This is a genomic window from Nocardia sp. NPDC058499, from assembly GCF_042719915.1.
Classification (GTDB): domain Bacteria; phylum Actinomycetota; class Actinomycetes; order Mycobacteriales; family Mycobacteriaceae; genus Nocardia.
Genome location: NZ_JBHXMZ010000009.1, coordinates 146254 through 168375, shown reverse-complemented (window position 1 = coordinate 168375; position 22122 = coordinate 146254). Strand labels below are relative to the sequence as shown.

Annotated in this window: 20 protein-coding genes and 1 riboswitch; of the genes, 8 read left to right on the top strand and 12 right to left on the bottom strand. The window is 68.3% G+C overall.

Annotated features, from left to right (window positions below; translation table 11 throughout):
- Positions 1-35 precede the first annotated feature (35 nt).
- From ACFWPH_RS25585 to ACFWPH_RS25575, 3 genes are all read left to right on the top strand, one after another.
- Positions 36-1019: a LysR substrate-binding domain-containing protein gene (locus ACFWPH_RS25585; protein ID WP_378754648.1), complete on the top strand. Its 984-nt coding sequence runs from the start codon at positions 36-38 to the stop codon at positions 1017-1019.
- Positions 1020-1147: 128 nt separating this feature from the next.
- Positions 1148-1705 (top strand): G/U mismatch-specific DNA glycosylase, encoded by a 558-nt coding sequence (gene mug / locus ACFWPH_RS25580; RefSeq protein ID WP_378754647.1) that lies wholly within the window; start codon positions 1148-1150, stop codon positions 1703-1705.
- Positions 1706-1881: 176 nt separating this feature from the next.
- The gene (locus tag ACFWPH_RS25575) at positions 1882-2952 is read left to right on the top strand and encodes an alpha/beta hydrolase family esterase (RefSeq protein WP_378754646.1); all 1071 of its coding nucleotides are present in this window, start codon (positions 1882-1884) and stop codon (positions 2950-2952) included.
- Positions 2953-3045: 93 nt separating this feature from the next.
- Here ACFWPH_RS25575 and ACFWPH_RS25570 read toward each other — a convergent pair whose 3' ends face one another.
- From ACFWPH_RS25570 to ACFWPH_RS25535, 8 genes are all read right to left on the bottom strand, one after another.
- Positions 3046-3639 (bottom strand): hypothetical protein, encoded by a 594-nt coding sequence (locus tag ACFWPH_RS25570; RefSeq protein WP_378754645.1) that lies wholly within the window; start codon positions 3637-3639, stop codon positions 3046-3048.
- 102 nt (positions 3640-3741) lie between these two features.
- Positions 3742-4557, bottom strand: coding sequence for an ABC transporter ATP-binding protein (locus tag ACFWPH_RS25565; protein WP_378754644.1), 816 nt, complete (start codon positions 4555-4557; stop codon positions 3742-3744).
- On the bottom strand, positions 4550-5392 hold the full coding sequence (locus ACFWPH_RS25560) for an ABC transporter permease (RefSeq protein ID WP_378754643.1): 843 nt from the start codon (positions 5390-5392) through the stop codon (positions 4550-4552). The genes ACFWPH_RS25565 and ACFWPH_RS25560 overlap by 8 nt, the downstream gene beginning before the upstream one ends.
- Positions 5370-6389, bottom strand: coding sequence for an ABC transporter substrate-binding protein (locus ACFWPH_RS25555; RefSeq protein ID WP_378754642.1), 1020 nt, complete (start codon positions 6387-6389; stop codon positions 5370-5372). The genes ACFWPH_RS25560 and ACFWPH_RS25555 overlap by 23 nt, the downstream gene beginning before the upstream one ends.
- Complete coding sequence (locus ACFWPH_RS25550; protein WP_378754641.1) at positions 6386-7090, bottom strand: TenA family protein; 705 nt, start codon at positions 7088-7090, stop codon at positions 6386-6388. The genes ACFWPH_RS25555 and ACFWPH_RS25550 overlap by 4 nt, the downstream gene beginning before the upstream one ends.
- A riboswitch (TPP riboswitch) is annotated at positions 7084-7180 on the bottom strand. (Overlaps the previous gene by 7 nt.)
- A 51-nt stretch (positions 7181-7231) precedes the next feature.
- The gene (locus tag ACFWPH_RS25545; protein WP_378754640.1) at positions 7232-8428 is read right to left on the bottom strand and encodes an acetyl-CoA C-acetyltransferase; all 1197 of its coding nucleotides are present in this window, start codon (positions 8426-8428) and stop codon (positions 7232-7234) included.
- A 14-nt stretch (positions 8429-8442) separates the two neighbouring features.
- Positions 8443-8895 carry a MaoC family dehydratase gene (locus tag ACFWPH_RS25540; protein ID WP_378754639.1) on the bottom strand — a complete coding sequence of 151 codons (453 nt, stop codon included), beginning with the start codon at positions 8893-8895 and terminating at the stop codon, positions 8443-8445.
- A gap of 3 nt (positions 8896-8898) precedes the next feature.
- Positions 8899-10053: an acyl-CoA dehydrogenase family protein gene (locus ACFWPH_RS25535; protein WP_378754638.1), complete on the bottom strand. Its 1155-nt coding sequence runs from the start codon at positions 10051-10053 to the stop codon at positions 8899-8901.
- A 205-nt stretch (positions 10054-10258) separates the two neighbouring features.
- On the opposite strand from ACFWPH_RS25535, the gene ACFWPH_RS25530 reads away from it, so the two are divergent.
- Genes ACFWPH_RS25530 through ACFWPH_RS25520 form a run of 3 tightly spaced genes read left to right on the top strand, consistent with a single transcriptional unit; the run spans position 10259 to position 12927 of the window.
- On the top strand, positions 10259-11113 hold the full coding sequence (locus ACFWPH_RS25530) for an HpcH/HpaI aldolase/citrate lyase family protein (RefSeq protein WP_378754637.1): 855 nt from the start codon (positions 10259-10261) through the stop codon (positions 11111-11113).
- Complete coding sequence (locus tag ACFWPH_RS25525; RefSeq protein ID WP_378754636.1) at positions 11103-12107, top strand: MaoC family dehydratase; 1005 nt, start codon at positions 11103-11105, stop codon at positions 12105-12107. Before ACFWPH_RS25530 ends, ACFWPH_RS25525 begins: the two co-directional genes overlap by 11 nt.
- Positions 12108-12135: 28 nt before the next feature.
- Positions 12136-12927 carry an SDR family NAD(P)-dependent oxidoreductase gene (locus ACFWPH_RS25520; protein ID WP_378754635.1) on the top strand — a complete coding sequence of 264 codons (792 nt, stop codon included), beginning with the start codon at positions 12136-12138 and terminating at the stop codon, positions 12925-12927.
- 75 nt (positions 12928-13002) lie between these two features.
- Here ACFWPH_RS25520 and dctP read toward each other — a convergent pair whose 3' ends face one another.
- On the bottom strand, positions 13003-14286 hold the full coding sequence (gene dctP / locus ACFWPH_RS25515; RefSeq protein WP_378754634.1) for a TRAP transporter substrate-binding protein DctP: 1284 nt from the start codon (positions 14284-14286) through the stop codon (positions 13003-13005).
- 195 nt (positions 14287-14481) lie between these two features.
- Here dctP and ACFWPH_RS25510 point away from each other — a divergent pair, with 195 nt between their 5' ends.
- Positions 14482-15675 (top strand): CoA transferase, encoded by a 1194-nt coding sequence (locus tag ACFWPH_RS25510; RefSeq protein WP_378754633.1) that lies wholly within the window; start codon positions 14482-14484, stop codon positions 15673-15675.
- The gene (locus ACFWPH_RS25505) at positions 15672-17063 is read left to right on the top strand and encodes an amidohydrolase family protein (RefSeq protein WP_378754632.1); all 1392 of its coding nucleotides are present in this window, start codon (positions 15672-15674) and stop codon (positions 17061-17063) included. The genes ACFWPH_RS25510 and ACFWPH_RS25505 overlap by 4 nt, the downstream gene beginning before the upstream one ends.
- A 238-nt stretch (positions 17064-17301) precedes the next feature.
- Here the strand turns inward: ACFWPH_RS25505 and ACFWPH_RS25500 are convergent, their stop codons facing one another.
- The 3 genes from ACFWPH_RS25500 to ACFWPH_RS25490 are packed head-to-tail and all read right to left on the bottom strand — an operon-like array spanning position 17302 to position 22085.
- Positions 17302-18405: an acyl-CoA dehydrogenase family protein gene (locus tag ACFWPH_RS25500; RefSeq protein ID WP_378754631.1), complete on the bottom strand. Its 1104-nt coding sequence runs from the start codon at positions 18403-18405 to the stop codon at positions 17302-17304.
- 53 nt (positions 18406-18458) lie between these two features.
- The gene (locus ACFWPH_RS25495; RefSeq protein WP_378754630.1) at positions 18459-19718 is read right to left on the bottom strand and encodes an acyl-CoA dehydrogenase family protein; all 1260 of its coding nucleotides are present in this window, start codon (positions 19716-19718) and stop codon (positions 18459-18461) included.
- Between the two features lie 3 nt (positions 19719-19721).
- Positions 19722-22085, bottom strand: a complete 2364-nt coding sequence (locus ACFWPH_RS25490) for a CaiB/BaiF CoA transferase family protein (protein WP_378754629.1) — start codon at positions 22083-22085, stop codon at positions 19722-19724.
- Between the last annotated feature and the right edge of the window lie 37 nt (positions 22086-22122).

Here is a 22122-nt window from a genome sequence, read left to right as displayed (position 1 = left end):
GTTCAGCGTTGCTGCACAACGCTTAGGCTCGTCGTATGGACTTGTCGATCCCTCGCCTGCGAATGTTGCGCGAGCTGCATCGACGCGGCACGGTGACGGCAGCCGCGACGGCGCTGCACTATACGGCGTCGGCGGTATCGCAGCAGCTCGCACAGCTCGAACGCGATGTCGGTACCCGGTTGTTCGAACGGCGCGGACGCCGCGTACAGCTCACCGATCTCGGTGTCCTGCTCGCCGAGCACGCCGAGGAGATCCTGGCCTCGGTCGAGCGCGCGACCCAGGCCCTCGAGGACGCCGGCGAATCGGTATCGGCAACGCTGACGGCCGGTGTGTGGGCGTCGGTGGCCTCCGGTCTGATGCCCGACGCGCTCACCTCCCTCGCCCGGACACATCCGGGGATAAGGGTGCGGACGCGGGAGCTCGCCCCGGAAGCAACTGCCGCGGCGGTACGCGACGGCGCACTCGATCTGTCCTTCGTCCTCGACTACTCGAACTACCCGATGGCCTGGGACCGCGGATTGCAACGCGCGGTGATCGCGGTCGAGCGGATCCATGCCGCCGTCCCGTCCGGGGCGGTGCCGGGGGCCAGCGTGACCCTCGCCGAACTGTCCGAACACCCGTGGATTCTCGCCCCGGCGCGCTCCCATTTCGGGCAGGCGGCGCGGCTGGCGTTCCAATCGGCCGGGGTCGCGCCGCGGATCGACCACGAGGTGGAGGAGCAGGCGACCGCGATGGCGATGGTCGCGGCGGGTCTGGGCGTGACCCTGGTATCGGATCTCGGCCTGGCCCTGCGACCGCCGGGCGTGGACATCATCGCGCTCGGTGACATCCTCACCCGGACCGTATCCCTGGCCTACCGCACCAATTCGGCCCGCCGGGCCGCGCTATTGCTCGTGGTGGACGCGATCCGGACCGCCGCCGCGGAGAAGGGCCTGGGTGCCGATACCGCACTCCCCGCCCCGGCCGCTACGGAGTCGCCGCCGCAGGAGGTGGACGGCCAGAGCCTCGGACTCGGCTGAGCCGGCGGTCGCCCGGACTGCCCTGATCTACCGGCGCATCTCCTGCACCGAACGGCCGGGCAGCGCGCGCACCGGTGCCGCTCGGTGGCGCTGCTCGCACGGCCGCAAGGTTGCGGCAGACTGTCCTGATGGCACGTTCCGCTGCGTACCGCCCCTCCCCGGCCGAGCTGGCGGCCGCCGAAGGCACAACCGTTCCCGATGTGCTGGCACCCGATTTGCGGGTGTTGTTCTGCGGTATCAATCCGGGGTTGTGGTCCGGGGCGACCGGTCATCATTTCGCCCGACCCGGTAATCGTTTCTGGCCGGCGCTTTTCCGCTCGGGGTTCACGCCTCGCCTCTTGCGCCCCGACGAGGAGGCCGAATTACTCGAGCTGGGTCTGGGTATCACGAATGTCGTACCCCGCACGACGGCGAAGGCCGCGGAGCTGACCGCGCAGGAATTGCGCGACGGTGGCCGCGACCTCTCCGAGCGAGTGCACGAGTACCGTCCGCGGGTCCTCGCGGTACTCGGTCTGGGGGCCTATCGCACGGCATTTGCCCGGCCCCGGACCACCGTGGGCCGGCAGCCGGATACATTCGGCGGAACCGAGGTCTGGGTTCTGCCTAATCCGAGCGGTCTCAACGCGCACTACACGCTGGACGCATTGGCCGCAGTATTCCGTACGCTGCGCACGGCACTGGACTAGGCCCCGGGTGCCGGGGACCGACCATGCGGCGCCGGGCTGCGCCACCTCTTTCCGGGTGCGGGCAGATACCGGCGTTCCACCGCGACCGGCCGCGGCCGAGGTTCGCTTCGCTGCCGGTCGTCACCCATCGCCCGAATCCCCGGACCGCTCACCGATACCGTGAGAAACTCACTTCCGTGAAGTGGAATACCGTTTCCGGTCTGCCGGGCCGGGTGGCACGATCCCGGCGGACCCGGTGGCACACCTCGATCCGCGCCCTCGGGATCGCCGCCGCGGCCATCGCAATGCTCGGACCGTTCACCCTGTTCGCAGGCGTCGCCAACGCAGAAGACGTTTCCGCCGCCCCGTCGCCCGGATGCACCGCGGCACCGGCCGCACCCGGCCGCACGCTCGAGCACTTCGCGGCCGCCGGCCGGGCCGGAAGCTATATCCGGGATATCCCCGCAGCTCCGGGGCCGCGCCCTGTCGTTCTCGACCTGCACGGCTATTTGGAGCCGGCCGTGATCGCGCACGCCTCCAGCGGTTTCGGCGACTACGGGGCCGCACAGGGATTCATCACCGTCACCCCCCAACTCGACCAGCCCGGTCCACCGCGCTGGAATTTCGAACCGCAGGCTGCCGATATGCAGTGGCTCGCCGGGCTGATCGACCACATCGGCGCGACCCAATGCGTCGACACCCGGCGTATCTTCGCCGCCGGGCTGTCCATGGGCGCGTTCACCACCTCGTCGCTGGCCTGCCACCTGTCCGACCGGATAGCGGCCATCGCACCGGTCGCGGGAGTACAGGATTTCGCCTGGTGCAAGACTTCCCGGCCGGTGCCGGTTATCGCCTTCCACGGCACCGCGGACCCGATCGTCGCCTATACCGGGGGCGCGGGGCCCAATGCCCGCTTACTGCCCTCTCCCGACGGCACCGGATCCTCCGTGGGCACCGAGCGCAACGGTCCCACGGTCAACGGGCCGGGTCCCGCGAGCGTTCCGGAGAGCGTCGCAGGATGGGCGCGGCGCAACGGTTGCGGCGCCGAACCGGACCGGCAGCAGATAGCACCCGATGTCTACCGCGAACGCTATCCCTGCCCCGCCGGTGCCGACGTCGAGCTGTATTCCGTCCAGGGCGGCGGTCATGTCTGGCCCGGAGACACCGCGGTCCCGTTCCCGGAGATCTTCGTCGGCAAGAACACCACCTCGATCGACGCCACGCAGCTGATCTGGGATTTCTTCGAAGCCCATCCACTACCGGAATGAGTCGTCACCGGGCCGGCCGGGCAGCGGAATTCGGTCTACGGCATCGCAATGAGCACCGCGGCGTATTCGCGTCGCGCAGCCGGCCGTCGCGGATCAGAACTTGCCGGTGTGATGTTCGATCCGATGCCCCAGGCGGGCAGCGAATTCGGTGAGGAATTCCTCGGTCAGAGGCGGCCAGCCCCAGAAGTCGAAGGCAAGTGCCCCCAAGGCGAAGCCGTCGTCCCACTGCCAGCCGGTGATGGAGCTCGCCAGGGCACAGGAGGAACAGGTCGCCGCGCCGGTGCCCGTGTGTTTCCAGGCGTCGATCGCTTCCGAGAACGGTTGCCATACGGCGGGATCGGCCTCCCACTGCTGCGGGTAGTCGATGATCACGGTGGTGGTCCGGCACCGCGGGCAGACCGCGGACGCCGGTTCGATACAACCCTGCCCGGCGTAGTGGTCGTGGCGGCCGACGATGACGGCGACGGGGGCGGGAATCCAGTCGGCGCCCCAATCCTGGGTGATCTGCGACCAGTCCGGGCCCGGCACATAGCCTTCGTCGGCCTGGAGGCTGTACATCGCGTCGCGCGAAGTCTCCCGGAGCAGCCAGCGCCGCGACACCATCCAGTCCACCATGTGCTCGGCCAGCGCACTCGCGTCGGACGCGGTCACGTCGAGGTCGACGATCCGTTCGAAGAAGTCACCCACACGCGCATCCTGGCACAGCGCACCGACACTCCCGTCCGAGCAGGCCGAATGCCGATGGTCTTCTCCTGATTCGGCATAACCGGCCGGACGGGCCCTGTGGGGTCACGATCGCCGAGAAGAAATCCGGCCCGGCGGCGGAGGTGTTTCCGCTGTCAGTACATCGAGCAATTCCTGCTCCGATGCGGCGAACTCCGGCTCCGTGATCATGGACAGGGTGCGTGGCCGGGGCAGATCGACACGCACCTCGCGGCGTACCGTGGCCGGGCAGGTGGACAGGACGACGACGCGGTCCGACAGGTACACCGCCTCGCGGATATCGTGGGTGATCATCAGCACCATCCAGCGATAGCGCTGCCAGACGTCCTGTAACCAGCCCTGCATCTCGGTGCGGGTCAGCGAATCGAGCGCACCGAAAGGCTCGTCCAAGAGTAGCAATTCACGTTCCTGGACGACGGTGCGCAGTAGCGCCGCACGCTGCCGCATACCGCCGGACAGCTGGGACGGGCGGGCATCCTCGAATCCGGACAGTCCGAAGGCATCGAACAGTTCGAGCGCCCGGCGCCGGGCCTCCGCTTTCGCGACACCGTGCACCTGGAGTCCGAGAATGGTGTTGTCGAGAACAGTTCGCCACGGAAAGAGCAGATCTTTCTGCGGCATGTAGGCGCAGTGCGCGGCCGCGGGCCGGGTCTCGTCGCCGAAGCGGATACGGCCCGAATCGGGGGTTTCCAGCCCGGCCAGCGTATTGAACAGGGTGCTCTTACCACACCCGCTCGGACCGATGACGGAGACGAACTCGCCGGGCTGCGCGGTGAACGACACACCGGCCAGAACCTGTCGGTGCCCCTGCTGCCGGCCGGGTAGCGCGAACGATTTGCCGAGGGAGTCGACGACGAGCCGGTTACCGTGCGGATCAGCCACGGTGGCTCCTGTTCTCGGTGCGCGACCACGGCGCGACGATCCGCTCGACGGCGAACGTCAGCAGGTACAGCGCGATGCTGATCAGCGCTGTCACGAACACGGCCGCCAGTACCAGGTCGGTGCGGAACGAGTTCTTCTGCAGGCTCATGTAGATGCCCAGCCCTCGGCGTGCCCCGACGTACTCGGCGAACACGGCGCCGACCACGGCGTAGGTGATCCCGATCCGCAGCGCCGTGAAGAACCGGGGTATCGCCGAGGGTAGGCGCACATAGCGGAAGATCTGCGCGCGTGAAGCACCCATACTGCGCAGCAGGGCGCCCGCTTCCCGGTCGGCCGCGGCGAAACCTTCGATCAGGCCGATCGCCATCGGGAAGAAGGTGACCAGCGCGACGACGAGGACCTTCGGCAGCAGTCCGAACCCGAACCAGATGATCATCAACGGCGCTATCGCGATGATCGGCAAGGTCTGCGAGGCCACGAACAGCGGGACGAACGCACGGCGCAGCCAGGGCGAGAAATCGACCACCACGGCCAGTAGCCAGGCCAGGCTCAGCGACAACGCGAAACCGGTGGCGGTCACCTGCAGGGTGGCGGCGGCGTGGACGGCTATTTCGTCGCGGTGTGTCCACCCCTGTTCCAGCACACGCAGAGGTGACGGGAGCAGTTGCGGACGGATACCACTGACCTGCACGTAGACCTGCCAGCAGGCGACCAGAACCGCCACCGTCACGAACGCCGGCACCAGGCGGCCGAGCGCCGCGAACCCCGAACCGGATGATGCGGGCGACGGTGGAGTGCCGGGCGCCGCGGTGCTACGGGGAGGCGAGATATTCATCGGTGAAATACGTCGACCAGTCGGGTTCCTCGGCCAAGGGTGCACCGTCCGGACCCGTGAGCAGGCCTTTGTCGAACAGGAAACCGGAATTCGCCGCCCACTGCTCGCGCGTCTGGGTGCCCACCCGGCCCTCGGGGTCTTTCATGAACTGCTCGGCCAGCATGCGCTGACTCTCGAACACCAGCGATTCGTCGGGGAAGGCACCGGGGTTGGCGTCGAGCAGGTCCTGGGCGGCGGCCGCGGGTTCGTCGGCGGCGAACTGGTATCCGCGTTGCAGCGCCTGGACGAATTTCGCCGCGCGGTCGGGATTGGCTGTCAGCCAGTCCTGGTTGGCGTCGATCACGATGGCGTAGGCATCGGGGAAACCGTAATCGGTGTAGCGGAAGTACTTCATGGGTGTGCCGCGGTGTTCGGCCTCGATCCCCTCCCAGGCGAGGTAGGAGACGGTGAAATCCGCTTGTCCGGAATAGACCGCCTCGTACGCCGAAGTCCCCAGGGTGACCGATTCGAATTCGCCGGTACCGCCGTCGTTGCGGATCACCTGCTGCAGCGCTTCCACCTCGCCCGGATCACCGAAACCGGCATAGGTCTTGCCGTCCAGGTCCTTCGGGGATGTGATATCGGCACGGTCCGCCTCGACTCCGATACCGGTCGCCCAGTGTTGCAGCGGCGCGAGCACCGAGAGCGTATGCCCGCCGGACGCCCGGGAGAAGGTCGACGAATTATGGGTGCTGATACCGAATTCGGCGTTACCGGCGTCGATGACCGTATCGACGGCCGTGTTGTTGTACGGCAGGATCTCCACGTCCAGGCCGGCTTCGGCGAACCAGCCCCGCTGCTGTGCCACGAACAACCCGGTGTGGTTGGTATTCGGCGTCCAGTCCAGAGCGAAGCGGATGGTGTCGTCGTCGGTTCCCGCGGTGCAGGCGGTGAGCGCCGACAGCGCTACCAGCGCGGCGGCGGCCGTGGCCAGGATCCGGCGGAGGCGGCCGCTCACGGGGCGGGCCACGGCTGCGGATGCAGGGCGGTATCCCAGAACATCAGCTCGTACCGGGTGGCGACGGTGAACGCCGTCCTCATGGCCGCGCGTTCCCGTTCACTCGCGACCTCCGCCGCCGCGTCGACCATGGTCCGGGCCGCGGCCGCCGATTCCTGGAACTCCTCGTCGCCGTAGGTGGCCACCCACCGCGCGTAGGGGTGGTCGGGATCGGCGGCGAGGACGGCGGCCGCGCGGGCGGCCAGATCCCGCCCGACCTCGGCGTATATCCAGAAACACGGCAGCGCCGCCGCCGCGCCCACGGCATAGGATTCGGTGGCGGCGGTCGCGATCAGATAGGACACGTAGCCGAGGCAGGCGGCCGAATGCTCCGGTTCCCCCACACGTGCGGGCAGTTTCCCGCTACCGAGCAGTTCGTCGTGCAGGGCGGATTCGACCGATACCGCCGAGGCGGCCGAATTCGCCCAGAACCGTGCGGCCTCGGCATCGGGTGCCTTGGCCGAGAGGATGGCCAGCACCTTCGAATATCCGGTCAGGTACAGCGAATCCTGCTCGATATAGGTGCGGAAAACCTCGGGCGGCAGGATGCCGGCGCCGAGCAACCGGAGGAATTCGAGATCGTCGATGGCGCCGCGCAGCGCCTTCGTCCGGTCCCAGAGGTGATCGGTGAAGCGGCCGGTTTCCGTCGTATGCGCGGACAACGCCAAGACATCCCTTCGTCAGCATTACCTGGACAGGTTCTCGGGTGTGATCTCAGCCCCGCCTCGTGCGGAGCACCCCGTGTCAGAACGAATCCGACCATACCAGTGGCGCGTCGCTTGACAAGTGGCCCGGTCTCGGGCTCAGGCCGATACCACCGACGCCGCCATACCCTGGCCGCCGCCGATACACATCGTGAGCAGCGCGCGCCCGCCACCGCGGCGGTCGAGTTCGTGCAGTGCCGTGGTCAGCATGCGGACACCGGTGGCTCCGATCGGGTGGCCGAGGGATATCCCGGAACCGTTGACGTTCAACTTGTCCCGGTCGTCCCAGCCCCAGCCGCGCAGCACGCCCAGGACCTGGCAGGCGAAGGCTTCGTTGAGTTCGATCAGGTCGTAGTCGGCGAAGCCGTGCCCGGTGCGGGCGAACAGTTTGTCCACGGCGGCGACGGGGCCGAGGCCCATCAGGGCGGGGTCGCAGCCGGCCGCCGTCCAGCCTTCGAGGAAGCCGATCGGCTCGAGACCGAGTTCGTCGAGGCGGTCCTCGGCGACGACGAGCACCGCCGCGGCGGCGTCGTTCTGCTGGCTCGCGTTACCCGCGGTCACCACGCCGCCGGGCTGGATGGACCGTAGCTTCCCGAGTGAATCGGCGCTGGTCTCGGGCCGGATGCCCTCGTCCCGGGCGAATACCGTCACCGCACCCTTGCGATCGGTGACCTCGACCGGTACGACCTCGGCGTCGAAGCGCCCGGCTTCCCAGGCCGCGTGGGCGCGATGATGGCTTTCCGCGGCGAGCCGATCGGATTCCGCCCGGGTGATCCCGTATTTCGCCGCGACGTTCTCGGCGGTTTCGATCATTCCGCTGATCCGGCCGAATCGCCATTCCGGCTGGGAACGTTCGCGACCGCGATCGAGCCGGTCGAACAGGTGCAGCCCACCGGATTTGGCGCCCCAGCGCGCGCCGGTCGTGTAGTGCTCGATGGTGCTCATCGATTCCACGCCGCCGGCGAGTACAACCTCCGCGGCGCCGGTCTGCACCATCATCGCGGCGGTCACCAATGCCTGGAGGCCGGTGCCGCAGCGGCGGTCGGTCTGCAATCCGGCGACCGAGATCGGCAGCCCGGCGTCGAGGGCGGCCCAGCGGCCGATACACGGGGCTTCCGAGTTCGCGTACGACTGGCCCAGGGCGACATCGTCGATACGTTCGGGGTCGATTCCGGATCGTGCGACGGTTTCTTTGATGACGGTGGTCGCCAAGGTCACGGCCGGTACATCTTTCAGCGCTCCGCCGAAGCGGCCCACGGGGGTGCGGACGGGCGCCACCAATGCTGCGCGTGTCATGGGGAATTCGCTCCTCAATCAACCAGGACGCGGATGGCCTCGGCGACCAGCGCCGGACGCTGCGCGCCGTCGATCTCGATGGTGTAGGTGGTGATCAGGTTCGCGCCCTTGGCGGTCCGTTCGAGCGATTCCAGCCGGGCGCCGCACCGGATCTTCGATCCGACCGGTACGGGCGCGGGGAAGCGGACCTTGTTCATGCCGTAATTGATCTTCATCCGCACGCCGTCGATATCGAAGATCGTGGCGCCCAGTGCGGGCAGCAGCGACAGTGTCAGGTACCCGTGCGCGATCGTGCTGCCGTAGGGGCCCGCGGCCGCCCGCTCGGGATCGACGTGGATCCACTGATGGTCGCCGGTCGCGTCGGCAAAGGCGTCGATCCGGGCCTGGGTCACCTCGATCCAGTCGCTGAAGCCGAGGTGCGTGCCGACCGCGGCCGCCACCTCCTCGATTCCCTGGAAAACCCGCATGGTTCACACACCCCCGCGGGCGACGAGCTGGGCCGCGATCACATTGCGCTGGATCTCGTTGGTGCCCTCGCCCACGATCATCAGCGGGGCGTCCCGGAAATAGCGTTCGACGTCGTATTCGGTGGAGTACCCGTACCCGCCGTGGATGCGGACCGCGTTGAGGGCGATCTCCATCGCGACCTCGGAGGCGTACAGCTTGGCCATCCCGGCCTCCATATCGCAGCGTTCCCCACGGTCGTACATTTCGGCTGCGTGCCGGGTGAGCTGGCGGGCGGCGGTCAGTTTGGTGGCCATATCGGCCAGGTAGTTGCCGACCGACTGGTGCTTCCAGATCGGTTCGCCGAAACTCTCGCGCTGTTGCGCGTAGGCCAGCGAATCCTCGAGGGCGGCCGCGGCGACACCCAGCGCCCGGGACGCCACCTGGATCCGGCCGGTTTCGAGCCCCTTCATCATCTGGGCGAAGCCTTTACCGGGCGCGCCGCCGAGGATCGCGTCCGCGGAGATGCGGTAGCCGTCGAACGACAGCTCACAGCTCTCCACGCCCTTGTAGCCGAGTTTGGGCAGGTCCCGGGAGACCGTGAGCCCGGGCCCGTGTTCGGCGAGCACGATCGACATACCCCGGTGCCGCGGGGTCGCGGCCGGGTCGGTTTTACAGAGCAGGGCGATAACCCCCGCCCGTCGCGCGTTGGTGATCCAGGTTTTGGCCCCGTTGATCACCAGATCGTCGCCGTCACGTTTCGCGTGGGTGGTCATGGCCTGCAGATCCGAGCCGCCACCGGGCTCGGTCAGCGCCATGGTCGCCCGGATTTCGCCGGTGGCCAGCTTCGGCAGATACTGCGTCTTCTGTTCCTCGGTACCGAACAGGCCGATCAGTTTCGCGACGACCGTATGGCCGCCCATCGCACCGGACAGCGACATCCAGCCGCGGGCCAGTTCCTCGGTGACCTGTACGTAGCACGGCATCGAGACGGGGGTGCCGCCGAATTCCTCCGGTACGGCCAGACCGTAGATACCGATCCGTTTCATCTGGTCGATCCACGCTTCCGGGTACCGGTTGGCGTGCTCGACCTCCTGTACCGACGGTTTCACCTCACGATCGATGAACTCGCGCACCGTTCGTACCAGCAGCGCTTCTTCGTCGTTCAGGTAGTAGCTCACGCGCGGAGTCCTCACCGTGTGGCGGGCCCGGCGAGCCCGCGGAGATCTGTACGGCCATAGTCGACCGGCTGAAAGAAAATGTCAATCATGATAAGCATATGCATGGTCTTCGCCGGCGGACCGCCTCCTCTCCGTTCCCCGGGAGCGGACGACCCGCCCACGCGAATATCCCTGCAGGCAGCGCACGATCGAGAAGGAACCGCCCGTGAGATCAATCCGCCGACGAGCAGCACTCGTCACCCCCGGCTCCGACGAGAAGAAAGCACGGAAAGCCCTCACCGGCAGCGCGGACGAGGTGATCCTCGATCTCGAGGACGCCGTCACCCCCGCCCTGAAGGCCGACGCCCGGTCCCTGGTCTCGGAGCTGGTCCGGGAGTACGGGCGGACCCGGCCGGTCTCGATCCGCGTGAACGGCCGGGCCACCGACTGGTTCGCCGAAGATCTCGCGGCCTGCGCCGCACTCGGTGACGCCCTCACCTCGATCGTGGTCCCGAAGGTGGAGAGCCGTGCGGACCTGGTCGCCGCCGATTCCCTGCTCGGCGCCGGGACCGATGTGCCCGCACAGGCGCTGATCGAAACGCCCGCCGGAGTCGCCGCCCTCGACGAGATCGCGACGGGTCCGCGCCTGACGGCGGTCGTGATCGGGTACGCCGACCTCGGTGCCGCACTCGGCCGGGTCCGCACGGTGCCCCCGCAGCAGTGGCTGTTCGTCCAGGACCGGGTGCTGCACGCCGCCCGGGCAGCCGGTATCCAGGCCGTCGACGGGCCGTTCCTCGGTATCGCCGACGACGAGCCCTTCCGGGCGGCGACGCGCTGGGTCGCCGACCTCGGGTTCGACGGGAAATGGATTATCCATCCCGCCCAGAGGGCCACGGTGCGCGATACGTTCACCCCGACCCCCGAACAGGCCGATCAGGCGCGACGGGTGCTGTCGACCCTCGCGGAAGCAGCGGCCCGCGGCGCGGGAGCCGCCCAGCTCGACGGCCAGATGCTGGACGAGGCCGTCGCGGTAGCGGCCCGCCGCACCCTGTCGATGGCAGGAGCCGGCGATGAGCAGTGACCTCGTACGCACCGTCGGCGGCCCGTACTTCGACGAACTGGCGGCCGGCCAGATCTTCGATACCGCCCCCGCGGTGACACTCACCGACGGGCTCGCCGCCGTCCACCAGAGCATTCTCGGCGACCGGCTGCGCCTCCCCCTGGACGCGCATCTCGCCACCGCCGTCGCCGGAGCCCCCGTGGCGCATCCCGGGCTCGTGGCCGATCTGTCGATCGGACAGTCCACGCTGGTCACCCACCATGTCAAGGCCAATCTGTTCTACCGGGGACTGCGATTCCACCGGCTGCCGCGTATCGGCGACACCTTGCATACCACCACGGAAGTGGCCGGGCTGAAGCACAATTCGGCGAAGCCGGGGCGGCGGCCGACCGGACTGGCCGCGTTGCGGATCACCACCACCGACCAGCACGGCGCGACGGTACTCGATTTCCACCGCTGCGCCATGCTGCCCTTGCGCGAAGACCCCGCGCCGGGGGCGCCGCTGCACACCGACGACCTCTCCGCCCTCGGCCCGGAAACTGCACCGCTGCACAGTGCCCCCGCCGAACTGGACCTGGCGGCCTACCGCACACGCGTACCCGGCGCCCATTTCGATCCCTCGCTGGCCGGCACGACCTTCACCTCCAGCGGTGACGTCGTCACCGGCGCCCCCGAACTCGCCCGCCTGACCCTCAATATCGCCGCCACCCATCACGACGAGCGGGCCGGCGCCGCCGGACGCCTCGTCTACGGCGGTCATACGATCGGCCTCGCACTTGCCCAGGCCTGCCGCGCGCTACCCGATATGGTGACCGTCCTGGGCTGGCAGTCCTGCGATCACACCGGCCCCGTCCACGAAGGCGATACCCTCACCAGTTCGCTGCACGTCGAGACCGCCGAAGCGCTACCCGGCGGCGGTGGCACACTCGACCTCCGGTCGTGCGTGTACGCCCATCGCGGCGACGATGCCCCCGCCCCGGTGCTGGACTGGCGGTTCACCGCCCTGTTCGCCTGATACCCACCTACTCACGAGAGGTTTCACCATGAGCACGACCGGACGTCTGGCCGGCAAGATCGCCCTCGTCACCGGCGCGGGTTCGGGACTCGGCCGCGCCTCGGCGCTGCGCTTCGCCGCCGAAGGCGCGGCGGTCGCCGTCGTCGACCTCGATCCCGCGGCCGCCGAATCCGTGGCCACAGAGATCACCACGGCAGGCGGGCATGCGCTTCCGGTGACCGCGAACGTCACCTCCGACGCCGATTCCCGCCGCATGATCGCCGAAACACTCGCCGAGTTCGACCGGCTCGATATCGTATTCGCGAATGCCGGGATCAACGGCGCGGGCAATGCCGCCGATACGACCGAGGACGAGTGGGACCGGGTCATCGCGATCAACCTCAAAGGCGTGTGGCTCACCTCGAAGTACGCGCTGCCCCATATGATCGAGCGCCGGGCCGGGTCGATCATCAACCAGGCCAGTATGGGCGGTCTCATCGGCCTGCCCGGGATCTTCCCCTACACCGCCGCGAAGGGCGGGGTCATTGCCATGACCAAGCAGATGGCGGTCACCTATGGACCCGATAATGTGCGGGTCAACGCGCTCTGCCCGGGCACCATCCCGACACCGCTGGTCTACCGGTCGCGGGTGGACCGGGGCGCGGCCGCACCCGAGGCCGACCAGGCCGCGCTGGATGCCGACGCCGCCGCCCGCTTCCCGCTGCGCCGCCTCGGCACACCGGACGATCTGGCCGCGACAGCGCTGTTCCTCGCCAGCGACGAGGCCAATTGGGTCACCGGCGGGATCTACACCGTCGACGGTGGCCGCAGCGCCTTCTGATCGAACGCCGAAAAGCCCGGTAGGACGGGAATTCCTGTCCTACCGGGCTTTTCGGGCGCTCAGGTGCCGGTGCCGTCAGGCGGGCCGACGGTCGAGCAGGACTTCATCGAAGACCTGCTGCACGTAGGGTTCGATATCGATCTTCCCGGGTGTAAACCATTCGCCGAAACCGTTGTAGTCGGCGTCGTTCTCGTAGCCGAGCCCGGCGATGATATCGCTCCATTTCCCGGTTTTCTCGCGGACCGCGGTCGCGAATGCCGCGCCGTCCAGGGCCGAGTTCTCGGCGATCCCGTCGACGATCTTGTCGTTGGCCTCGGTCAGCCGCGCACGGGCATCGTCGGCGAACGGCGCGACCGCTCCCCCGTACTGTTCGATCTCCTTGACGACATTCGCCGTCACCGGCCAGATCTTGTCCTCGATGGACGCGGAGAGGAAAACGTCGAGCCGGTCCCACAGCAGTTGCCGGGCGGCCAGGGGCAGGTTGTCCCAGAGGTCGGCGTTGAACACCATATTGCCGGTGGGCACGGCCAGACCGGCCGCGGGATCGATGACGGTATGCGGCGCGACTTCGATCAGGCCGCCGATCTGCGCGGCCGACGGGCTGACCATCGCGCAGTCGATGACCCCGCGCTGCAGCGCCTCGTAGGCTTCTGTGTAGGCGACCGATGTGGAGGTACCGCCCAGGGCCGACACCTGCTCACCGGCGACCGTACTGCCCACCGAGATACTCTTGCCCGCGAAATCGGACAGACTGGTGGTGGGCTGCGCACAGAAAAGCGCGTTCACACCGGCGTTGTAGGCCGGCATCATCATGTGCAGGCCCTTGTCCTCGAACTCGGCGACGATCTCGGGCGTCGAGAAGGCCACGTCGGCCGGCCACGCGTTGGATTGCATGGTGCCGGTGATCACGCCCTGGTCCGACAGCACCCCGGCGTCGAGCAGGGCGGCCGATGCGGGGAATTCCTTGGGTTCGTAGACCGTGAGGACCTGGCCCATATCGAGGCGGCCGTCGCTGATCGCGTCGTCGATCTCGGTGGATTTGGCGATGGCATCCGAGTACGCGACGTCGAAGTCGATCTTGCCGCCGGACCAGTCCTCCACGGCGGCGACGTACTTCTCCACGAACGATCCGGCGACCGACCCCTTGGCACCCGGCGACTGCGTATGCAGCAGGATCGTGTCCATATCCGCGAAGGCCGCCTGGTACTCGGCCTTGGTGGCACCGTAGGCGACGCTCGTGCCGCCGCCGTTCGCGCCGCCGAGGCTCGATTCGGCGCAACCGGCGAGCACCAGCGCACCGGCGGCAGCGAGAGCACCGACACGACCGGCTGTGCCCGCGCGGGTGAAGAACTTCGACACTGAGTCTCCCTCGAATGGAACTGACGGCTGGAACACGATGCGAGCGGGTTGGTTCGTGCACACACAACCCTCGCAATGGGAGTGAGCCGCCTCACTGTGATGATGCTAATCATGCGTCTGAATTTCGGTCATGTCAATATCTATGCGCCTCAATTATCCCTGCGCATGATTATTAGTATGAGGTAGCATCGGGCGGTGCCCGAGGCGGCGGTAGAAAACTCGCAGCGAATACGCGACTGGCTGGACAGCGGTATCACCGCGCTCACCGGGCACCCCGAGGGGCCGCCGCTCGTTCCCCCCGGCTCTGCGGCGTCGGCGGCCCGGCGGCATACCGACCGTCTCGCGGCGATCACCGACGGCCGGGTCCGCCTGGACGGTGCGCGGTTGCTGTCCGAACGCGCCGCATTCACCGGCTCCCGCCGCGGCGGCACGATATCGGCCGGCCGCCACTGCCGCCTACTGCCCACCGCCGACGGCTGGGCCGCCGTCAGCTGTGCCCGCCCGGACGACCCCGTTCTGCTCGGTGCCCTCGTATGCGCCGATATCGGCGACGATCCGTGGCCGGCGGTGACGGACTGGTTGCGGACACATACCGGCGCCGAACTCGCCGAAGGCGCGGAGCTGCTGGGATTGGCGGCGGGCCCGATCGATACCGTCACCACCGGGGTCCCGGAACCGTTCGGCGTGCGCCCGGTGGCCGGACTGCGCGTGGTCGACTTCAGCGCGCTGTGGGCGGGTCCGCTGTGCGCCCATCTGCTCGGACTGGCCGGCGCCCGCGTGATCAAAGTCGAAACTCCGGTGCGGCCCGACGGCGCCCGCCGCGGGGATCCCGAGTTCTACCGGCTGCTGCACGGCGGTCACGAATCCGTGGTCCTCGATCCCGGTGACGACAAGCAGCGTCGCGCCCTGCACGACCTCGTCGAATCCGCCGATATCGTGATCGAGGCGTCCCGGCCGCGCGCGCTCGCCGGTTTCGGGCTGGACGCGGCGGAATTCGTCGAATCCGGCGGCACATGGGTCTCGATCACCGCGCACGGCCGGGCATCGAACCGGATCGGTTTCGGCGACGATATCGCCGCGACCGCGGGCCTGGTGGCCCGGTTCGGCGGGAACACACCGCTGTTCGTGGGCGATGCGATCGCCGATCCGCTGACGGGCCTGACGGCGGCGGTCCTGGCCATGTCGGCGCCCGCCGGCGGTTCCGGCCATCTATGGGATATCTCCATGTCGGCGGTGGTCGCCGCGACCCTCGATTCCGGCTCGACCGCCGTGCCGGTAGACGGTTCGGCAGTCCTTGCCCCGCAGCGGCGCGAACCGAGCGGCGTGGCACCCGAGAGCGGCCGCGACACCACCGCCGTTCTCGCCGAGCTGGGGGTACGGCCCGGGTGACGGAGCTGCTGATCCGCTGCGCAGAGATATCCGCCGGGAGCCGTGCCGACGTCCTGATCCGCGGTGGCGCCGTCGCCGCGATCGGGCCCCACCTGCCGGCAACCGGCCTACCGACTCTGGAGGCCGGCGGTGGGGCACTACTGCCGGGACTGCACGACCACCACCTGCATCTCCACGCCCTGGCCGCGGATACGAACTCGGTGCGGTGCGGACCCCCGCACGCGCATACCGCCGGCGACCTCGCCCGCGCGTTCGCCACCGCACCGGGGAACGGATGGATCCGGGGAGTCGGCTATGCCGAAACGGTTGCCGGGTTACTCGATTCGGCCGGACTCGATACCTTGTGCCGTGACCGCCCGGTCCGCATGCAGCATCGCAGCGGCGCGATGTGGATTCTCAACTCCGCAGCCGCCGGCCTCGTCGGCCTCGATACCGCGACCGAACCCGGGGTGGAACGCGATGACTCCGGGCACGCCACGGGGCGGGTCTGGCGCGCGGATACCTGGCTGCGGTCGCGACTGCCCGATACCCGACCACCCGACCTCACGGAGATCGGCGCCCGGCTAGCCCGCTACGGGATCACCGGGATCACCGATGCGACCCCCGATCTCCCGCAGGACACCCTCGCCGCACTGATCGCCGCGCGGCGGACCGGCGCGCTCCCCCAGCACCTGAATCTCCTCGGCGTTCCGCTCGGTCACACCGGCGGTCCCGACATCACCACCGGCGCGTACAAGATCGTGCTGGCCGATTCCGGGCTCCCCGATATCGACACCCTGGTGGCCACCATCGCACGCGCCCACGCGCTCGGCCGCCCGGTCGCCGTGCACTGCGTGAGCCGCGAGGCGCTGCTCATCCTGCTCGCCGCATTCGACGACACCGGTACCGTCCCGGGTGACCGGATAGAACACGGAGCGCTGATTCCGGCGGAATCCATCGGGACCCTGAACCGCCTCGGGATCACCGTGGTGACCCAGCCGGGTTTCCTCGCCGATCGGGGCGACGACTACCGGCGCCGGACCGAACCCGAAGACCTACCCGACCTGTATCGCTGCCGGAGCCTGACGGACGGCGGTGTCGGGCTGGCCCTTTCCAGTGACGCCCCGTACGGACCGCTCGACCCCTGGCAGGTGATCGCCGCGGCCGTCGCGCGCCGCGCGCCCGATGGTGCCGTGGTGGGCGCCACCGAAACACTCGGGGCGCCCACGGCCCTCGGCCGCTATCTCGCGCCGCTACACAACCCCGGCGGCCCGGCCCGCACCGTGGCGGCGGGCGCGCCGGCCGACCTCGTCCTCCTGGACCGGCCGATCGAGCGAATGTTCCTGGCCCCCACCTCCGACGCGGTACGCGCCACCTTCATTCAGGGTGTAACAGCTTTCGCGCGATAATTGGCGGGAAGCCCTCGACATGTCCGACTCGTGCGGCTGCGGCACCGCCCCGGGGTCAGCCGATGCGGGCGATTGCCGCCCTTCCGGGGCTCCGGACCACGCTCACCGTCCATCGGTTCCGTCGTACCACCAGGGGGACTCGAACTCGCCCGCCTATGCACTGCAGGGCCCTTGTGACTCCGGCGCGGCTACCGTCGTACTGCGAAACCGGCAGGTGCCGGATCGGCAGCGGCGCGGATCAGATGCCGACGAGGTCGGCGAGCAGGTCGGTGTGGTGGGCGTGGTCGCCGAACAGGGGCTCGGTGGCCTTCGCCCGGCGGAAGTACAGATGCGGGTCGGCTTCCCAGGTGAACCCGATACCGCCGTGGATCTGGATGTTCTGCGACGCGCACAGGGACAGGCATTCCGCCGCCTGCGATTTCGCCATGACCGCTACGCGGGGAAATTCCTCGTTGTCCTCTTCGGCGCACATCGACGCGTACATCACCGTCGCCTGCGCCGCGTCGATCGCGATCGCCATATCGGCGCATTTGTGCTTGATCGCCTGGAACGAACCGATCGGGCGGTTGAATTGGACGCGTTGTTTGGCATACGCCACGGCCATTTCGAGCACGGCCTCGGCCGCACCGAGTGCCTCGTTCGCGAGCAGTGTGCGGACCAGATCGACGACGCGGCCGATAGCTTCCGGGTCCGAACCCAGCAGGGCGGCACGGGTATCGGCCAATTCGACGGTCGCGACGGGACGGGTCGGATCCAGTGACGGTTGCGCCGTCACACTCACCCCGGCTGCCCCGGTTTCGACGACATACAGGGCCACCGTGTCCCCGGCCGGCGTCAGCGCGGGTATCACCAGCAGGTCGGCCACATGCCCGAAGGCGACGTAGTCGAGCCGGCCGGTGAGCAGCGCGGCGGCGGGGTCGCCGGTGGCGCGTACCTGGGCGGCGCCTGCCGTGGTGTCTTGGGCTCCACTGAGCGCGAGGGTGCCGATCACGCTGCCGTCGAGGAGTTTCGGCAGCAGAGCCCGATGCTGTTCGGCACTGCCGAGCCGTAGGACGGCTTCGATGGCGCCGGTGGTGGTGAGCATCGGCACCGGGGTGAGCGCACGGCCCAGTTCCTGGGCGACGATCACGGTTTCGAGGACACTGAACCCGCCGCCGCCGAACTCCTCGGCGATATGCAGGCCCGGAATCCCCATGTTCGAGGTCAGCAGCTGCCAGGTCTCGGCGTCGTAGGTGCCGTGTTCGGCGACCTCGCGCACGCGGGTCATCGGGGCACGTTCGGACAGGAGACGGCGCAGCGAGCTCCGGAACTCCTCCTGGTCGCAGTCGAAAGCGAAGTACACGGTGTAACTTTCCGTTCTTCCGTTCCGCCACGGTGATGGCGGAAAGCAGCGGGTCAGGCGCTCTTACGGCGTCCGATGTCCTGGAAGGGGCCGCCGTCGAGGCGGGGTTCCTTCGGCAACCCGAGCAGCTGTTCGCCGATGATGTTGCGCTGGATCTGCGAACTACCGCCGTAGATGGTGGCGGCGCGGGCGTAGAGCGCGATATCGGTCCAGCAGCGCGACGAATTGTCGGCGCCGGGATTGGGGGTCACCAGCATGCCGTCGTTGCCGCCGCCGGTCGGGGTGAGTACCTCGAGGCCGAGAATCTGCATTCCGACCTCGGTGAGCCGCTGGAAGAATTCGCTCCAGATCACCTTGGAGAACGAACCGTCCACACCGTAGGAACCGCCGTTGAGCAGTTTGGTGAGCGCGCGGTAGCCGCGGAAGCGCATGGTCTGCACCCGCGACCAGCACCAGGCCAGTTCGGCGCGAATCCGCGGGTCGGAGGTGAGACCGCGCTCCCGGGCCAGTTCGATGAGCCGTTCGACCTCGCGGCCGAAGCGGACGGCGTCGGTGGTCGCCCGCACCCCGCGCTCGAAGCCGAGCAGGGTGTTGGCCGTATTCCAGCCGCCGTTCACACCGCCGAGAACATAGGAGGCGGGTGTCCGCGCGTCGGTGAAGAAGACCTCGCTGAACGCGACATAGCCTGCCGCGTTGACGATCGGCCGCACCTCGACCCCCGGCTGGTCCATCGGCACCAGCAGGAACGACAACCCCTTGTGTTTGGCCACCGCCGGATCGGTGCGGGCGATCACGAAGATCCAATTGGCCCGGTGCCCCTGCGAGGTCCAGGTCTTCTGGCCGTTGATCACCCATTCGTCGCCCTCGCGCACGGCGCGGGTGCGCATCCCGGCCAGGTCCGAACCGGCTTCGGGCTCCGAATAACCCTGGCACCAGATATGTTCGCCGGACAGCACCCGGGGCAGGAAGTACTGCTTCTGCTCCTCGGTGCCGAGTACGGTCATGGTGTTGCCGAGCAGTTTGATACCGAGGGTGTCGTTCTCGGTGCCGTCCGGTACGCCGAGCCGCATGAGCTCCTCGTTCAGCACCACCTGTTCGATACTCGAGAGGCCGGCCCCGCCGTACTCTTGCGGCCAGGAGACGGCGAGCAGATCGTTGTCGGAGAGCACTTTGCGCCAGCTCGCCAGGAATTCTTCCTGCTCGGCTTCCGACAGCGCGCCGATACCGCGCCACCCCTGCGGCAGCTTCGATTCGAGCAGCGCACGGATCGTTCCGCGGTACGCCTCTGCTTCGGCGGGATAGGTGATATCCATGGTTCAGGATTCCTTTGCCGCGGCCGCGGGCAGTGCGCACACGGTCGCCATCAGTGCGGTGATCTCGTCGGCGGAGTAGCCGATTTCGCTGAGGATCTCGGCCGAATGTTCGCCGAGCCGGGGGCTGCCGCCCTTGAACCGGCCGGGCGTATCGGACAGGTGGATCACCATGCCGACCTCACGCGACCAGCCGTATTCGGGATGGTGGTGTTCGACCACGCGCTGCGAGTCGAGTGCCCACTCCTCCCACAGCAGTTCGGGCATGATCGGGTAGTCGAGGGGGATCTCGGCGGGCACCTTGTTGCCGTCCAGCACCTCGAACGCGTCGGCGCTGGTGAGTTCCGTGAACCGTTCGGTGAGCCGCTGGGCCAATACGTCCGCGTGCATGGCCCGGTCGGCGGTGGTGGCGAACCGCGGGTCGGCGGCCAGATCGCCCAGGTTCAAGGCACTGGTGAGCCGGGCGAAGGCCGCGTCACCGAACACCGCGATCGCGATCCAGCCGTCGATCGTGCGATACAGCCGGTAGAGCGGCGACAGACCCATCTGCTCGGCGTCCAGCCGGTGCGCGGGTACCGCCCCGCCGTCCACGGTGGCGCAGTGCTCGCTGATCACGAACAGGCTCGAATGCAACTGCGGGCTCTCGACGTACTGTCCCGCACCGGTATTGGCCCGGTGGTGCAGGGCCAGCAGAACGGTGACGGCACCGAGGAATCCGTTGTAGAGGTCCTCGTTGCCGATCACCCGGCGGATCGGCGGGTTCCCCTCGCCGGCGCCTTCGAAGTTCAGCCCGACCAGGCCCGAGACGAGCGGGGCGAACGATTTCAACGTGGATTTCGGCCCCGCGGAACCGAATCCGGGCAGGTAGGCGTAGATCAGGTCGGGGTTGATCGCCCGCAACTGCTCGTCGCCGAGGCCGATCTTCTCGGCCTTGCCGGGACGGTAGTTCTGCATCACCACATCGGCGTCGGCGACGAGGCGGTGCGCGATCTCCTGTCCTTCGGCGGAGCGCAGATCGAGCGCGATGGTGCGCTTACCGCGGTTGGCGCCCTCGAACAGGTCGCCGAGCGGGCGCATCTGGTCACCGATCAGCGGTTCGATCTTGATCACCTCGGCGCCGAGATCCGACAGCAGCCGGGCGCCGAAACCGGTGGCGAAATAGGAGCTGAAGTCCAGAATGCGTACGCCCTGCAGCGGTGCGGCCACCCGGTCACCGGTCGGCGCGGGCGCCCACTGTGGTGCGCGGGTGATCTCGTCGATCCGGTCGTTGTGCGCGCCGACGCGCGGCGCGGGGTCCGGCGTGCCCGGCGCGGATTTCTCGAAGCGGATCACCGGGCCGATCTGGCGGAGGGTGCCGTGGTCGGGGTCGGGAATATCGACCGCGATCTCGGCGAACCGCACCTGGTCGTCGGCGAAGGTCTCCTCGGGATGCAGTACCGGCAGGGCCGCGATATCGGCAGCGTGGAACAGTTCGAGCCATTCGTCGCGCGGGCGGGACCGGAACGCCTCCGGCACCTTGTTCCGGGCGATGTCCAGTTCCACCTCGTCGAGCGGTACCGCCATCTCCGGTCCGGCGATGGTCCGAGTCTGCTCGCCGAAGCCCAGCAGATCCATCATCCGCTTGTAGGAGCCCGGGCCGCCGGTGTGCGGGATCAGCCATTTACCGTCCGCGCACTGGAAGGGGTCCGTGATGAGCCGTTTGCTGCCGAAACCCTTCTGGTTGCCGCTGCGGGCGAGATAGGAGATGTCCTGCTCGTTCCACCACCAGTTCATCGACGAGATGGCCAGCATGCCGTCCAGCAGCGAGGTGTCGACCTTCTGCCCGGTGCCGTTGACCTTGCGGGCCCGCAGCGCGGCGAGAATGCCGATCGTGGTGATGAACGCCGTCCCGTAGGACACCGTCGGATGCCCCATGAACACCGGCCCGTCGCGATGTCCCTGCTGTTCGGCCATCTGGCCGAGGCGCGCGTTGAGCAGCGCTTCGTAGCCGGGACGGTCGGCGAGCGGTCCGTCGGTGCCGTATCCGGTGACCGAGCAGTACACCAATTCCGGGAACTTCTCGTGCCACGCGTCGTAGCCGATCCCGAGGGCGTCGGCCCGGCCCGCGCCGAAGGATTCGACGAAAACGTCCGCACCGGCCACGAGCCGCTCGGCGATCGCGCGGCCTTCGGGAGTGCTCAGGTCGGCCTCGACGCTCCACTTCCCGCGATCGGTCGATTTGCGCAGGACGGAATCCGCGTCGGCCGGTCCGCCGGGACGTTCGAGTTTGACGACCCGGGCGCCGTAGTCGGCGAGCAGCATCGTCGAGATGGCCGCGGGCATACCCCAGCTCGCGTCGATCACGACGAGTCCGTCGAGTGGACCAGCCATCAGAGACTCCTTCTGTTGCACGATTGCCGCACGGCCC